The organism is Actinacidiphila alni (genome assembly GCF_900112845.1).
GTDB classification, from domain to species: domain Bacteria; phylum Actinomycetota; class Actinomycetes; order Streptomycetales; family Streptomycetaceae; genus Actinacidiphila; species Actinacidiphila alni.
Genome location: NZ_FONG01000012.1, coordinates 203,768 through 217,765, shown reverse-complemented (window position 1 = coordinate 217,765; position 13,998 = coordinate 203,768). Strand labels below are relative to the sequence as shown.

13 protein-coding genes and 1 riboswitch are annotated in these 13,998 nt (G+C 72.9%); of the genes, 9 read left to right on the top strand and 4 right to left on the bottom strand.

The window, feature by feature from the left end; all coding sequences use genetic code 11:
* Positions 1 to 40 precede the first annotated feature (40 nt).
* Positions 41 to 856 (top strand): SOS response-associated peptidase, encoded by an 816-nt coding sequence (locus tag BM076_RS21260; protein ID WP_093715221.1) that lies wholly within the window; start codon positions 41 to 43, stop codon positions 854 to 856.
* The gene (locus BM076_RS21255; protein ID WP_093715220.1) at positions 856 to 1,557 is read left to right on the top strand and encodes an alpha/beta hydrolase family protein; all 702 of its coding nucleotides are present in this window, start codon (positions 856 to 858) and stop codon (positions 1,555 to 1,557) included. Before BM076_RS21260 ends, BM076_RS21255 begins: the two co-directional genes overlap by 1 nt.
* Here BM076_RS21255 and BM076_RS21250 read toward each other — a convergent pair.
* On the bottom strand, positions 1,496 to 2,098 hold the full coding sequence (locus BM076_RS21250; protein WP_093715268.1) for a helix-turn-helix domain-containing protein: 603 nt from the start codon (positions 2,096 to 2,098) through the stop codon (positions 1,496 to 1,498). The genes BM076_RS21255 and BM076_RS21250 overlap by 62 nt on opposite strands.
* A gap of 418 nt (positions 2,099 to 2,516) precedes the next feature.
* On the opposite strand from BM076_RS21250, the gene BM076_RS21245 reads away from it, so the two are divergent.
* From BM076_RS21245 to def, 6 genes are all read left to right on the top strand, one after another.
* Positions 2,517 to 3,182 carry a sigma-70 family RNA polymerase sigma factor gene (locus BM076_RS21245; RefSeq protein ID WP_177246533.1) on the top strand — a complete coding sequence of 222 codons (666 nt, stop codon included), beginning with the start codon at positions 2,517 to 2,519 and terminating at the stop codon, positions 3,180 to 3,182.
* Positions 3,179 to 3,502, top strand: a complete 324-nt coding sequence (gene rsrA, locus BM076_RS21240; protein ID WP_093715218.1) for a mycothiol system anti-sigma-R factor — start codon at positions 3,179 to 3,181, stop codon at positions 3,500 to 3,502. Before BM076_RS21245 ends, rsrA begins: the two co-directional genes overlap by 4 nt.
* Positions 3,503 to 3,773: 271 nt before the next feature.
* Positions 3,774 to 5,138 (top strand): HD-GYP domain-containing protein, encoded by a 1,365-nt coding sequence (locus BM076_RS21235; protein ID WP_407640687.1) that lies wholly within the window; start codon positions 3,774 to 3,776, stop codon positions 5,136 to 5,138.
* A gap of 4 nt (positions 5,139 to 5,142) precedes the next feature.
* On the top strand, positions 5,143 to 6,753 hold the full coding sequence (locus BM076_RS37620; protein WP_245796186.1) for an HD domain-containing protein: 1,611 nt from the start codon (positions 5,143 to 5,145) through the stop codon (positions 6,751 to 6,753).
* Positions 6,754 to 6,946: 193 nt separating this feature from the next.
* Positions 6,947 to 7,942 carry a tetratricopeptide repeat protein gene (locus tag BM076_RS21225; RefSeq protein WP_093715217.1) on the top strand — a complete coding sequence of 332 codons (996 nt, stop codon included), beginning with the start codon at positions 6,947 to 6,949 and terminating at the stop codon, positions 7,940 to 7,942.
* A 123-nt stretch (positions 7,943 to 8,065) separates the two neighbouring features.
* Positions 8,066 to 8,752, top strand: a complete 687-nt coding sequence (gene def / locus BM076_RS21220; RefSeq protein ID WP_093715216.1) for a peptide deformylase — start codon at positions 8,066 to 8,068, stop codon at positions 8,750 to 8,752.
* Between the two features lie 98 nt (positions 8,753 to 8,850).
* On the opposite strand, the gene BM076_RS21215 is transcribed toward def, so the two are convergent.
* From BM076_RS21215 to BM076_RS21205, 3 genes are all read right to left on the bottom strand, one after another.
* Entirely contained in the window at positions 8,851 to 9,876 is a 1,026-nt protein-coding gene (locus tag BM076_RS21215; RefSeq protein WP_177246532.1) for a ribonucleotide-diphosphate reductase subunit beta, read from the bottom strand.
* Entirely contained in the window at positions 9,876 to 12,305 is a 2,430-nt protein-coding gene (locus BM076_RS21210; protein WP_093715266.1) for a ribonucleoside-diphosphate reductase subunit alpha, read from the bottom strand. Before BM076_RS21210 ends, BM076_RS21215 begins: the two co-directional genes overlap by 1 nt.
* A 177-nt stretch (positions 12,306 to 12,482) precedes the next feature.
* Positions 12,483 to 12,592, bottom strand: a riboswitch (cobalamin riboswitch).
* A 117-nt stretch (positions 12,593 to 12,709) separates the two neighbouring features.
* On the bottom strand, positions 12,710 to 12,916 hold the full coding sequence (locus BM076_RS21205; RefSeq protein WP_093715214.1) for a hypothetical protein: 207 nt from the start codon (positions 12,914 to 12,916) through the stop codon (positions 12,710 to 12,712).
* An 89-nt stretch (positions 12,917 to 13,005) separates the two neighbouring features.
* On the opposite strand from BM076_RS21205, the gene BM076_RS21200 reads away from it, so the two are divergent.
* The gene (locus BM076_RS21200) at positions 13,006 to 13,959 is read left to right on the top strand and encodes a GlxA family transcriptional regulator (RefSeq protein WP_093715265.1); all 954 of its coding nucleotides are present in this window, start codon (positions 13,006 to 13,008) and stop codon (positions 13,957 to 13,959) included.
* Positions 13,960 to 13,998 lie beyond the last annotated feature (39 nt).

Here is a 13,998-nt window from a genome sequence, read left to right as displayed (position 1 = left end):
TTGGGCCATTCGGGTCCACGGTCGTGGCAGTCTGGCACCTATGTGCGGTCGATACGCGGCGAGCCGGAAACCGGAGGACCTCGCGGGACTCTTCGAAGTCCGTCAGTGGGACTCCACCGAGACCCTCGCCCCCGATTGGAACGTCGCGCCGACGAAGGACGTCTATGCCGTTCTTGACCGTCCGGTGCGCGACTCCGGTTCCACGGAACCGGTGAGACAAATGCGCGTGCTGCGCTGGGGCCTGGTCCCGTCGTGGGCGAAATCACCCGACGGCGCCGCCAAGATGATCAACGCGCGGGCCGAGACGGTGCACGAGAAGCCGTCCTACCGCCGCGCGCTGGCCGCCCGGCGCTGCCTGATACCGGCCGACGGCTACTACGAGTGGGTCACGGCCCCCGAGGAGCGCGCGCTGGAGGAGCAGGGCCGCAAGAAGCGGTCCCGCAAACAGCCGTATTTCGTCACACCCGCCGACGGCTCGGTCATGGCGATGGCCGGACTGTACGAATTCTGGCGGGACCGAACGCTGCCCGACGACCACCCGCTGGCCTGGTGGGCGACCTGCACGGTGATCACCACCGCGGCCGAGACCGACCCGCTGGCCGGATTCGCCGGGCACGGCCCGCGGTCGCTGTCCGACATCCACCCGCGGATGCCGCTGATGATGACGCCGGACCGCTGGGACGCCTGGCTCGACCCGGCCACCACCGACCCCGACGCGATCGGCGCGCTGCTCGCGCCGCCGCCGGGCGGACTGATGCGCGCCTATCCGGTGGGCACCGGTGTGAGCAGTGTGAAGAACAACGGCCCGGAGCTGCTTGCCGAGCTGGAGGCACCCGAGGAGGAGACGCTGTTCTGATGACCAGTTCACAGACAGCACGGACGGCCCCCTCGGCCACGGAAACGGTCGACACCCCCGCGGGCGAGGCCCGCGTCACCTGGCACCGGGCACCCCGCGCCGCCCGCAGCGTCCTGGCGCTGGGCCACGGAGCGGGCGGCGGGATCGAGGCGCGCGATCTGGTCGCGCTCGCCGCCGCGCTGCCCGCGCTCGGCGTCAGCGTGGCGCTGGTCGAGCAGCCCTGGCGGGTCGCGGGCAGGAAACTGGCGCCCGCGCCGAAGACGCTGGACGCCGGCTGGGCCGGGCTGTGGCCCGCACTGGCGAAGCCCGGGCTGCCGGTGATCGCGGGCGGGCGCAGCGCGGGCGCCCGGGTGGCCTGCCGTACGGCCAAGGAGCTGGGCGCCGCCGCTGTGCTCGCGCTGTCCTTCCCGCTGCACCCGCCGGGCAAGCCCGAGAAGTCACGGGCGGCGGAACTGGACCTGGGCGCGGCCGCGGGACCGCTGCTGATCGTGCAGGGCGGCAACGACACCTTCGGGCGGCCCGCCGAATTCCCGCCCGGGTACGCGCCGGCCGAGGTGCCGTACGGCGACCACTCCTTCGCCGTGCCCAAGCGCGCCGAACTGACGCAGGACGCGGCGCTCGCCGTCCTGACGGACGCGGTCAGCGACTGGCTGGCCGGGCTCGGACATGCATCCGCTCGCCCTGGCGGCCGAAAAGGCTGAGCACCTCCACGGGCGCGTCGTCGGCGGGACCGAACCAGTGCGGCAGCCGGGTGTCGAACTCCGCCGCCTCACCGGCCCGCATCACCAGGTCCTTGTCGGCGAGCAGCAGCCGCAGCCGCCCGGAGAGCACATAGATCCACTCGTAACCCTCGTGGGTGCGCTGTCCGTCACACGGCTTGCCCGGCTCGATGATCATTTTGTACGCCTGAAGGGCGCCGGGCTGCCGGGTCAGCGGCAGGACGGTCATGTGCTCCATCTTCCGCGGCACCGCCCGCACCCGCGGGTCGCCGACCTCCGGCGCGCCCACCAGTTCGTCCAGCGGCATCTGATGGGCGCGGGCCAGCGGCAGCAGCAGTTCCAGGGTCGCGCGCCGCTGCCCCGACTCCAGCCGGGACAGCGTGCTCACCGAGATCCCGGTCGCCTCGGCCAGCGCCGACAGCGTCACCCCGCGCTCCAGCCGCGCCGCCCGCAGCCGCGGCCCGACCTCGGCGAGCGTGCGCTCGACGCCCTCGTCGGTGCGGTCCGACCCGTTCGGCTCCATCTTCCGCGCGGCGTTCTTCATGCCGTCGAGTTTGCCACGGCGGCAAACGTGGTTGCCATCACTGCGCTGCTGTCGGCCGAGGTGCCGACCGAGGCGCCGGCCGGGGCGCGGCCCGTACGGCGCAAGGGACGGCCGGGAATGAGCCGCGCACGGCAGGCGTTGTGCGAATCGTCAGAACGTTCCAGCAGTGAACGAAGCATCTGGTGAGAAAGGCAGCCGCATGGTTTCAGCCGCTTGCCGGCCCCGCGCCGAGGCCGCACAGGCCACCGCCCGGCCGGACGCAGCCGCGCCCTACCTGAACTGGGCCGAGTGGCCGGTCAAGGACGACGGCAAGGGCGCATCCGGCACGCCGATCTCCCGCGGGATATCCTCCGAAACGAGCGTGTCCGCTTTTGGGCGCGCTGGAGTTTCTGAGGAGGTGGGTGCGGTCACCGGCACCGACGACAGCACGGCGGAAAACGCGGGTGCGTCCGGTGAGGCGGCACAGGAGAGCAGCGCCGAGCGCACGGAGCGCTTCGAGCGGGACGCCCTTGGCTTCCTCGACCAGATGTACTCGGCCGCGCTGCGGATGACCCGCAATCCGGCCGATGCGGAAGACCTCGTCCAGGAGACGTACGCGAAGGCGTACGCCTCCTTCCACCAGTTCCGCGAGGGCACCAACCTCAAGGCGTGGCTCTACCGCATTCTCACCAACAGCTTCATCAACTCCTACCGCAAGAAGCAGCGCGAGCCGCTGCGCAGCGGGTCGGAGGAGATCGAGGACTGGCAGCTCGCGCGTGCGGAGTCGCACATGTCGACGGGTCTGCGCTCCGCGGAGTCGCAGGCGCTCGACCACCTGCCCGACTCCGACGTGAAGGCGGCGCTCCAGACCATCCCCGAGGAGTTCCGCATCGCGGTCTACCTCGCGGACGTCGAGGGCTTTGCCTACAAGGAGATCGCGGACATCATGGGAACACCCATCGGCACGGTGATGTCCCGGCTGCACCGCGGGCGGCGCCAGCTGCGCGAGCTGCTGGAGGACTACGCGAGGGACCGCGGGCTCGTACCCGCGGGCGCGGCGGATGAGAAGGGCGCGGATTCATGAGTTGCGGCGACGCACATGAGACGGACTGCTCGGAGGTGCTCGACCACCTCTACGAGTATCTCGACAACGAGATGCCCGACGAGAGCTGCGCCAAGTTCAAGGAGCACTTCGACGAGTGCCACCCGTGCCTGGAGAAGTACGGCCTGGAGCAGGCGGTCAAGAAGCTCGTCAAGCGGTGCTGCGGCTCCGACGACGTGCCCACCGACCTGCGCTCCAAGGTCATGATGCGGATCGAGCTGATCCGCTCCGGCGAGGCCGCGCCGGTGCCCGACCAGGGCGCCGACCTGCTCGGCACGCCGACCGAGGCCGAGGCCCGCTGACACCCTGCCGGATGCCGGCGCCCGTCCGCACGGGCGTCGGACATCTGCGTCAGCCCGTCTACGCCGTACGTCACCCGGACGGGTGAGCGTCGGCCTCCACTGACGGACCAACGCCGACAATCGCGTCCTCCACGGCGGGCGCGGCCCTATCCTCCTGACTCTCAGCGGGCCGGGAGCCGATCGGGCCGCGCCCGCCGCGCGTTTCCGCGTACGGGAATCCGTACGCCCGCCGCGCGCACGCGTACGGAGGAGGCCGCCTGCCGTGACAGCCGTGCCGCACGGGGCCGCCGCGCCCCGCACCCGGCCCGCCGCACTGCCGCCCGCCGCGCGGGTCACCGTCGCGGCCGTGTGCGCCGCCGGCGCGCTCTGCGCCGCGCCCGCGCTGCGCCCCGGCACCGCGTGGGGCACCGTCGCCGTCCTCGCGGCGCTGTACGCCCTGTGCGAGCCCGGCGTGCTGCCCGACCGGGTCCTCGGACGGCACCCGGCCGCCGCGATCGGCCCCTTCGTGCCCGTCCTGCTGGCCGCCGCGCTGCTGCTGCCCCCGGCCGCCGCCGCGCTGGTGCCGGTCCCCGGGGCGCTCGCGGCCCGCACCGAGCAGGAGCCGCGCCGCGTACGGCGGCTGTGGCGGGCCGCGCACCCCGCCGTCGCCGTCTGGGCCGCCGCGCTCGCCGCCCGGCAACTGGACGGGCCGCGCGCCCTGGCCGCCGCCGACCTGCCGTACGCGCTGCTGCCCGCCGCCGTCGCGGCGCTGGTGTACTGCCTCACCGCCACCGCGCTCACCGGCGCCGTCCTGGTCACCGCCGAGGGTCGCCGACCGGCCGCCGCCTGGGGCGCCCCGCTGCTCGGCGCGCTCGCCCCGCACCTCACCTACGGTCTGGTCGCCCTGATCACCGCCGTCCTGTGGCAGGCGCACGACGGCGCCTTCGCCGCCGTCCTCGTCCCGGTCCCGATGTACGTCGCCTGCTGGGGATTCGCCCGCGCCCGCCGGGAGCGCGAGGCGCACGACGCGACCGTACGGGCACTGGTGCAGGCCGTCGAGATCAAGGACCCCTACACCCGCGGGCACAGTGAACGGGTGGGCCGCGCCTCGGTGTTCATCGCCCGCGAGCTGGGCATGGCGGAACCCCGCGTCGAGGCACTGCGGTTCGCCGGGATCCTGCACGACATCGGCAAACTCGGCGTCCCCACCCGCCTGTTGCGCAAGGACGGCCCGCTCACACCGGAGGAACGGCGGCTGATCCAGCTGCACCCGGAGTACGGGCACGAGATGGTCCGCGGCATCGCCTTCCTCGGCGAGGCCAGGGACGCGGTGCTGCACCACCACGAACGGCTCGACGGCAGCGGCTACCCGCACGGGCTCGCGGGCGACCGCATCCCGGAGTTCGCCCGCGTCGTGGCCGTCGCCGACGCCTTCGACGCCATGACGTCCACCCGGTCCTACCGGCGGGCCCGGCCGGTGCCCGCCGCGCTCGACGAGCTGCACGCCTGCGCGGGCACCCATTTCGACCCCGCGATGGTCGCGGCCCTCACGCGGGCGCTGGCCGAGCACGGCTGGCCCGGTGCGGCTCCCGCGCAGCCCGCGGGGCCCACCGCGGCGGCCCGCGGGCCGCTCCTCGCGCCGGTGACGGCGGGGTGACCCGGTGAGGGGGCGCATGCTGCGGTACGGGCGCGGCGTCGTGCTCGCGCTGACCCTGGCCGCGGTGCTGCGCACCGCCCTGCACGGTCTCGCCGGGCCCGGCACCGCTCTCGCCTTCGGACTCGTCGTCGCCCTCGGTGTCGCCTTCCGCCTCCCCGCCGGCGCCTCCGACACCTACCTGTCCGACCGTGATGCCGCGCCCCTCGCGACCGCCGCCTCCCTCGCGTACGCGCTCCTGTCCCCGGGCTCCCACTCCGTCTCCCAGACCGTCGCCGTCGTCGCCGCCTCCGCCGCCCTCGCCCACACGGTGACCCCCCACCACGCCGCCCACGCCGGGCCCGCAGCCGCGGAGGAGGTTGCCCTTCAGGGGCGCGGCCCGCTGCCCGCGCATGCGGAGGACCAGGTCCCTCAGGGGCGCGGGGAACTGCGCGCTCAGCCCCCACTCGCCCGGCGGTCGCGAAACAGACCGCGTCTGCCCCACTGGGGCGGCTTTTTAGCCGCGCCACGGATGTGGCTGAGCGCGCAGTTCCCCGCGCCCCTGTCAGGCACCCACTTCCGCAAGCGCAGCGCGCGTCCCCGCGCCCCTGAGGGGCGCCCACTTCCGCAGCCCCGGGGGCAGGACGTCGGGTACCGCACTCCGCAGGAGCGGGAGCACCCTTCTCCGCGGCGGAAGCCGCACAGGCATGCCGGCGTCGGGGGCCGGGGCGATGCGGAGGTAAGGCGGGTGACGGCGGCGGCGTTCGCCGCGATATGCGTGCAACCCCTCGGCGGAGCCGAACGAGCCGAAGGCGCCGTGCTGGCCGTGCTGGGCCTGACGGCGCTGTGCGACGCCGCACTGGCCGCGGCCATCGAGGCCGCCCGCACGGGCCACCCGTACGCCCCGGTGCTCCGGGACGAACTGCGGGCCCTCCCGGGCATCGGGTCCGCGGTCTGCGCAGGCGCAGCCGTGATGGCGTTGGCGGTCACCGCCGCCGGCCTGTGGGCGGTGCCGGTCGTCGCGGTGCCGCTGCTCCTGACGCAGCTGTCGCTGCGCGGCCACGCGGCGGTGCGGGCCACGTACCGCCAGACGATCGGCTCGCTGGCCCGCGCCACCGAGGTGGCCGGTTACACACCGCCCGGCCACGCCCGCCGGGTGAGCGAACTGTCGGCGGCCGTCGGCCGCGAGCTGGGCCTGCCGGCCCGCCACCTGATGCTGCTGGAGTACGCGGCCCTGATGCACGACATCGGCCAGCTCTCACTGGTGGACCCGGTGCCGCGCGGCGCCACCGAACCGCTGGACGGCGAACGGCGGCGCACCATCGCCGCGCTCGGCGGCGAGGTGGTGCGGCAGACCGGCGCCCCCGCCGAAGTCGCGCTGATCGTCGAGCGCCAGGCGCACCCGTACCGCGAACAGCCCCTGGCCGGCCGGATCGTACGGGCCGTCAACGCCTACGAGGACCTCACCGGCGAGCCGGGCGCGGCCCTGGACCGGCGGCTCGCGGCCCTGGAACGGCTGCGGCTTGCGACCGCACGTGAGTACGATCCGCAGGTCGTGGCCGCACTCACCAGGGTGCTGGCACGACGCCCCACCTGGGCATGGTTGGATGCCCACGGGAGTGGCAAGGGTGTCGAGTAGGGGCCGCGCGTTCACCGGGGAGCCCGCGGGCCGTACGGACGGCCGCGCGGCCGGGCGGGAACGGAGCCGGCGGCCGGGCTGAGACAACGGCCAAAGTGTGCAAGGTTGGAGTCGTACGGGGGGACGCGAACGTGGTGGTGCGGAAAGGCGACGTCCTGGCAGTGTCGGCTGAGCGGGCAGGCGGGTAACGACGTTGAACATCTTCGGAAGAGTGCGGCACCGGCCGTCGCCCACCTGGCGGCAGGCCACCGACCGGGCGTTCTCGCTGATCGGCGACGGCCGTTACGAGGACGCCGGAGCGCTGCTGACCCGAGCCGCCGACCTGGAGCCGTGGCTCTCGGAGTCCTGGTACAACCTGGCGCTGCTGCACAAGTTCCGGCACGACTGGGCGCAGGCCCGGATCGCCGGACTGCGCGCCGTGGCCCTGCTCGACCGGCCCGTGGGGTCGCCCGACTGGTGGAATCTGGGCATCGCCGCCACCGCCGTGCAGGACTGGCCGCTGGCCCGCCGCGCCTGGCAGGCGTACGGCCTGCGGATGCCGGTCGGCACCGCGAGCCACAACGGCGAGGAATCGGTACGCCTGCCGCTGGGCAGCGCCGCCGTGCGGCTCTCGCCCGAGGGCGAGGCCGAGGTCGTGTGGGGCCGCCGGCTGGACCCGGCGCGGGTCGAGGTGCTCTCCATCCCGCTGCCGTCCTCCGGCCGCCGCTGGGGCGAGGTCGTGCTGCACGACGGCGTCCCGCACGGCGAGCGCGCCACCTCCGACGGCAGCGGCGGCGCCGTCTACCCGGTCTTCGACGAGATCGAGCTGTGGGCGCCGTCCCCGGTGCCGACCTGGCTGGTGCTGCTGGAGGCGGCCACGGCCGCCGACCGGGACGCCCTGGAGCGGCTGGCCGCCGAGGCCGGCTACGCGGCCGAGGACTGGTCCTCGTCGGTGCGGCTGCTGTGCCGTACGTGCTCGGAGAGCCGGATGCCCACCGACGACGGCTCCGCGGCCGGCCGCGACCCGCACGACCAGGGCGAGCCGGGCCACCCCGGCCACCTCAGCCACCACAGCGCGGGCGTGCGCTGGTCCCCGGAGCGCGAGTGCGGCATCGCCGCTCCCGCGAGCCTGGTCCGCGGTCTGCTGGACAGCTGGGTCGCCGACAGCCCGGACTCCCGCGACTGGCGGGATCTCGAAGAGGTGTGCTGACCCGGCTGACCCCGCTGTCCCGGGGCGGGGCGGGCCGCGTTGAAGAGGCGAGTCGAGCCCCATGGCAAGAGCCCGTAATCTAGGGGGGTTCGTTCACGGGTTCCGGGAAGGCGTACGGCGGAGATGTCCCAGCAGCACACCGAGCACGGCCATGGTCACCACCACCCTCACGGTCACGACCACGACCACGCGCACGACCACGGCGGGCCCGCCGAGGACTTCCTCGACGACGTGACGGACGCCGCGGCCCGCGAGCAGGCGTACCGAGAGCGGGGCACCGTCCGCCCGATCACCGTCGTCGGCAATCCGGTCCTGCACCGCGAGTGCAAGGACGTCACGTCCTTCGACGACGACCTGGACGCGCTGATCGCCGACATGTTCGCCAGTCAGCGCGCCGCCGAGGGCGTCGGCCTGGCCGCCAACCAGATCGGCGTCGACCTCAAGGTCTTCGTCTACGACTGCCCCGACGACAACGAGCAGCGCCACGTCGGCGTCGTCTGCAACCCCGTACTGGACGAACTGCCCGCCGACCGGCGCCACTTGGACGACTCCAACGAAGGCTGCCTGTCCGTGCCCGGCGCCTACATGGAGCTGGCCCGACCGGACTACGCGGTCGTCCGCGGCCAGAACGCCAAGGGCGAGCCGATCGTCGTGCACGGCACCGGCTACTTCGCCCGCTGCCTCCAGCACGAGACCGACCACCTCTACGGCCGGCTCTACATCGACCGCCTGTCCAAGCGCGACCGCAAGGACGTCATGAAGCAGATGGCCGAGGCGACCCCGAAGTTCGAGACCGTCCCCAACGACTGACGTCCCCGACGGCTGAACCGCCGCCGTCCGGGCCCGGGGGATCGTGTACGGAGCCCCCGGGCCGACCGGTGGATCACGAAACGGTCGTCGCGCGACCGTCAGAAGTCCTCGTCCAGCGCCACCGAGCCCTCCACGGCGACCTGGTACGCCGACGGGCGGCGCTCGAAGAAGTTGGTCAGCTCCTGCACGCCCTGCAACTCCATGAAGGAGAAGGGGTTCTCCGAGCCGTAGACCGGCGGGAAGCCGAGCCGGACCAGCCGCTGGTCGGCGACGCACTCGAGGTAGGCGCGCATCGACTCGGTGTTCATGCCGGGCAGGCCGTCGCCGCACAGGTCGCGGCCGAACTGCAGCTCCGCGTCGACCGCTTCGCGCAGCATGTCGGTGACCTGCCGCTGCAACTCCTCGTCGAAGAGGTCCGGTTCCTCCTTGCGCACGGTGTCGACGACGTCGAAGGCGAAGCTCATGTGCATCGTCTCGTCGCGGAACACCCAGTTGGTGCCGGTGGCCAGGCCGTGCAGCAGGCCGCGCGAGCGGAACCAGTAGACGTACGCGAAGGCGCCGTAGAAGAACAGGCCCTCGATGCACGCGGCGAAGCAGATCAGATTGAGCAGGAAGCGGCGCCGGTCGGCCTTGGTCTCCAGGCGCTCGATCTTCTCCACCGAGTCCATCCAGCGGAAGCAGAACTGCGCCTTCTCGCGGATCGACGGGATCTCCTCGACCGCGTCGAAGGCCGCCGCCCGGTCCTCCGGATCGGGCAGATAGGTGTCGAGCAGCGTCAGATAGAACTGGACGTGCACGGCCTCCTCGAAGAGTTGGCGGGACAGGTACAGCCGCGCCTCGGGGGAGTTGATGTGCTTGTAGAGGGTGAGCACCAGGTTGTTGGAGACGATCGAGTCGCCGGTGGCGAAGAAGGCGACCAGCCGGCCGATCATGTGCTGCTCGGCCGGGGTGAGCTTGGCGAGGTCGGACACGTCGGAGTGCAGATCGACCTCCTCCACCGTCCAGGTGTTCTTGATCGCGTCGCGGTAGCGCTCGTAGAAGTCCGGGTAGCGCATCGGGCGCAGGGTCAGCTCGAAGCCCGGGTCGAGCAGGTTCTTCTCGAAGGTGGTGGCAGGGGTCGACATTACTGGCAGGCCTCGCAGGACTCGGGGTTCTCAAGGGAGCAGGCGAGCGCCTCGGCGTCGCCGATCAGGGGGACGGGGGCGGTCGCGGCGGATGGCTGCGCCTGGGCGGCGCGGGCGATCCGGGTCGCGGGCCGGGACCGCAGGTAGTACGTGGTCTTCAGGCCCTGCTTCCAGGCGTACGCGTACATCGAGCTGAGCTTGCCGATGGTGGGCGTCTCCAGGAACAGGTTGAGCGACTGGCTCTGGTCGAGGAAGGGCGTACGCGCCGCCGCCATGTCGATCAGGCCGCGCTGCGGGATCTCCCACGCCGTGCGGTACAGCTCACGGATCTCGGCGGGGATCCAACTGAAGCCCGCCACCGAGCCGTTGGCGTCCCGCAGCGCCTCGCGGGACTGCGCGTCCCACACGCCGAGCCGCTTGAGGTCGGCCACCAGGTACGAGTTGACCTGGAGGAATTCCCCGGACAGCGTCTCGCGCTTGAAGAGGTTGGAGACCTGCGGCTCGATGCACTCGTAGACGCCCGCGATGGACGCGATGGTCGCGGTCGGGGCGATCGCCAGCAGCAGCGAATTGCGCAGCCCGGTCTTCGCGATCCGGGCCCGCAGCGCCTCCCACCGCCGCGCCCAGTGCAGTTCGGCGCCGTAGTGGTCGGGGTGCAGCACACCGCGGGCGGTACGGGTCTGCTCCCAGGCGGGCAGCGGGCCGTTGCGCTCGGCGAGGTCGCAGGACGCCTCGTACGCGGCGAGCATGATCCGCTCGGCGATCCGGGTGGACAGCGCGCGGGCGGCGGGGGAGTCGAAGGGCAGCCGCAGCTTGAAGAAGACGTCCTGCAGGCCCATCACGCCCAGGCCCACCGGGCGCCACTTGGCGTTGGAGCGGCCCGCCTGCTCGGTCGGGTAGAAGTTGATGTCCACGACCCGGTCGAGGAAGGTCACGGCGGTGCGGACGGTCGCGTCGAGCCGCGCCCAGTCGATCTCCTCGCCCGGCGCGCCGCCGGGCACCGCGAAGGCGCCGAGGTTGACCGAGCCGAGGTTGCAGACGGCGGTCTCGCCGTCGTCGGTGACCTCCAGGATCTCGGTGCACAGATTCGAGGAGTGCACGGTACGGCCGGGCTCCGCGGTCTGGTTGGCCGTACGGTTCGAGGCATCCTTGAAGGTCATCCAGCCGTTGCCGGTCTGCGCCAGGGTGCGCATCATCCGGCCGTACAACTCCCGGGCCGGCAGCGTCCGCTGGGCCAGGCCCGCCTTCTCCGCGCGGCGGTAGGCGGCGTCGAAGTCGGCGCCCCACAGGTCGACCAGCTCCGGCACGTCGGACGGCGAGAACAGCGACCAGTGGGCGTCGGCCTCGACGCGGCGCATGAACTCGTCGGGGATCCAGTGCGCCAGGTTCAGATTGTGCGTACGGCGGGCGTCCTCGCCGGTGTTGTCGCGCAGCTCCAGGAATTCCTCGATGTCGGAGTGCCAGGTCTCCAGGTAGACCGCGGCGGCGCCCTTGCGCCGGCCGCCCTGGTTGACCGCGGCCACCGACGCGTCGAGGGTCTTCAGGAACGGCACGATGCCGTTGGAGTGGCCGTTGGTGCCGCGGATCAGCGAACCGCGCGAGCGGATCCGGGAGTAGGACAGGCCGATGCCGCCCGCGTGCTTCGACAGCCGCGCCACCTGGTGGTAGCGGTCGTAGATCGAGTCCAGCTCGTCCAGCGGCGAGTCCAGCAGGTAGCAGGAGGACATCTGCGGGTGCCGGGTGCCGGAGTTGAACAGGGTCGGGGAGCTGGGCAGGTAGTCCAGGGCGCTCATCAGCCGGTAGAGCGAGGCGACTTCGTCGACCGAGCGGGCCGAGTCGTCCTCGGCCAGGCCCGCGGCGACGCGCAGCATGAAGTGCTGCGGGGTCTCCACGACCTGCCGGGTGATCGGGTGCCGCAGCAGGTAGCGGCTGTGCAGGGTGCGCAGGCCGAAGTAACCGAAACGGTCGTCGGCGCCGGCGTTCAGCGCCTCGGTGACCAGCGCGTCCAGGCGCTCCCGGTGGCGCAGCACGAAGGCGGCCGTGCGGTCGGCGATCAGGCCCTCGCGGTGGCCGACGGCGACCGAGGAGGAGAAGGACACCGCGCCCTGGCCCGCGGCCTCCTCGGCGATCGCCGCGGTGAGCAGCCGGGCGGCCAGCCGGGAGTACGCCGGGTCCTCGGAGATCAGGCCGGCCGCGGTCTCGGTGGCCAGCGACCGCAGTTCGGCCGCGTCGGAGCCGGCGTTGCGGCCGCGCAGCGCGGCGGCGGCGACCCGGCCGGGGTCGGTGTCGGGCAGGTCGGCGGTGAGCCGGACGAGGGTGCGCAGCAGGTCGGTGCCGGGGCCGTCGTCGGCGCCGGGCTGTCCCGGCAGCGTGGCGGCGGGGCGCGGGTCGGTTTCGACCGATGCGGGGTCTGCGGGCGCGATGGTCACGGTGGTGCTCTCTCCCTCGAACGCGGCGGCGGCCACGCGGGGAGGGTCACGTACGCATGCGGAAGCCGCGCCCTTCCTGCTGGGCGTGGGCGCGCCGCACCGCGTCCGCCGGCCCACTCCGCGAGGCCCGGACACAACTGCGCCCACCGCTTCTTCCGCTGCGCGGGCGCGCGGTCGGCAGGTCCTCGGACTGCGCGGGCGCGCTTCGGGCACGCGTCCGCTCACCGTTGCGGGGCAGCGTCGGATTCGCACCGACTTCCCCTGCTCGACAGCGATGTTGAGCATACATGTAGTGCCGCCTCTCGCACGGAAGCCCAGATGTTGTGTCGGCGTCGTGTCCCGGGAATAAAACTGCGGCCGGCCCGCCCACCGGAGGTGGGCGGGCCGGCCGCGGTCGGGTCGGGTCAGACGTGGAGGAGGGGCGCCGGTTCGGCTGGGGCCGGGTGCGGGGCCGGGTCGGGTGGGGCTTCCGCGGCGGACGCCGAGCGCGCCGCGTCGGCCTCGCGGATCTGCCGGGTGATCCTCGCCTCGGCGCGCAGGCCCAGGACGGGGACGAAGCTGAGGACGAGGAGGAGGGCGGAAAGGGCGGCGATGTCAAGGAGAACGGTCATGGGTCAATCGTGCGCGTACCGCTTACGCCGGAACAGTGGCAGGACTGACGTACTACCGCAACATCCTGCCACGTGGCATCCTCGGAACCATGCTGAAGAACGTGGCGACCGTGCTGCTCGAAGGCGTCCACCCCTTCGAACTCGGCGTGATCTGCGAAGTCTTCGGCCTCGACCGGAGCGACGAGGGCCTGCCCACGTACGACTTCGCCGTGGTCTCCGCCGAAGGCCCGGCCCTGCGCACCCACGCCGGCTTCGGCCTTTCCGTCTCCTGCGACATGGACCGCCTGGAGGAGGCCGACCTGATCGCGGTCCCGGCCGGTGACTCCTACGTCGAACGCGACTTCCCGCCGCATCTGCTGGCCGCGCTGAACCGCGCGGTGGAGCGCGGCGCGACCGTGCTCAGCGTGTGCTCCGGCGTCTTCGTGCTGGCCGCCGCCGGGCTGCTGGACAACCGCAGCTGCGCCGCCCACTGGCGGCACGCCGAGGCCCTCGGCCGCCGCTTCCCGCAGGTCAAGGTCGAGCAGGACGTGCTGTACGTCGACGAGGGCGGCGTGATCACCTCCGCCGGTACGGCGGCCGGTATCGACGCCTGCCTGCACCTGGTCCGCAAGGTGCAGGGCAGCGCCGTCGCCAACGGCATCGCCCGCCGCATGGTGGTGCCGCCGCACCGCGAGGGCGGCCAGGCGCAGTACGTGGACCGGCCGCTGCCGCGCGCCCAGAGCGACACCGTCACCGGGGTGCTGTCCTGGATGGAGCGGCACCTGGACCGCGAGGTGACCGTCGAGGAGCTGGCCGCCCGCGCCCATATGTCGCCGCGCACCTTCGCCCGCCGCTTCCAGCAGGAGACCGGCACCACTCCGTACCGCTGGCTGCTGGGCCAACGCGTGCTGCTGGCACGGGAGTTGCTGGAGGGCACCGACCACACCATCGACGCCGTCGCGCTCCGCGCGGGCTTCGGGAACGCGGCGACGATGCGGCACCACTTCACCCGCTGGACGGGCACCACCCCGCAGGCGTACCGCCGGACGTTCGCCGACCGGTGAGGACCGTCGGGGTGCCGGAGCCCGGGGACTCCGGCACCC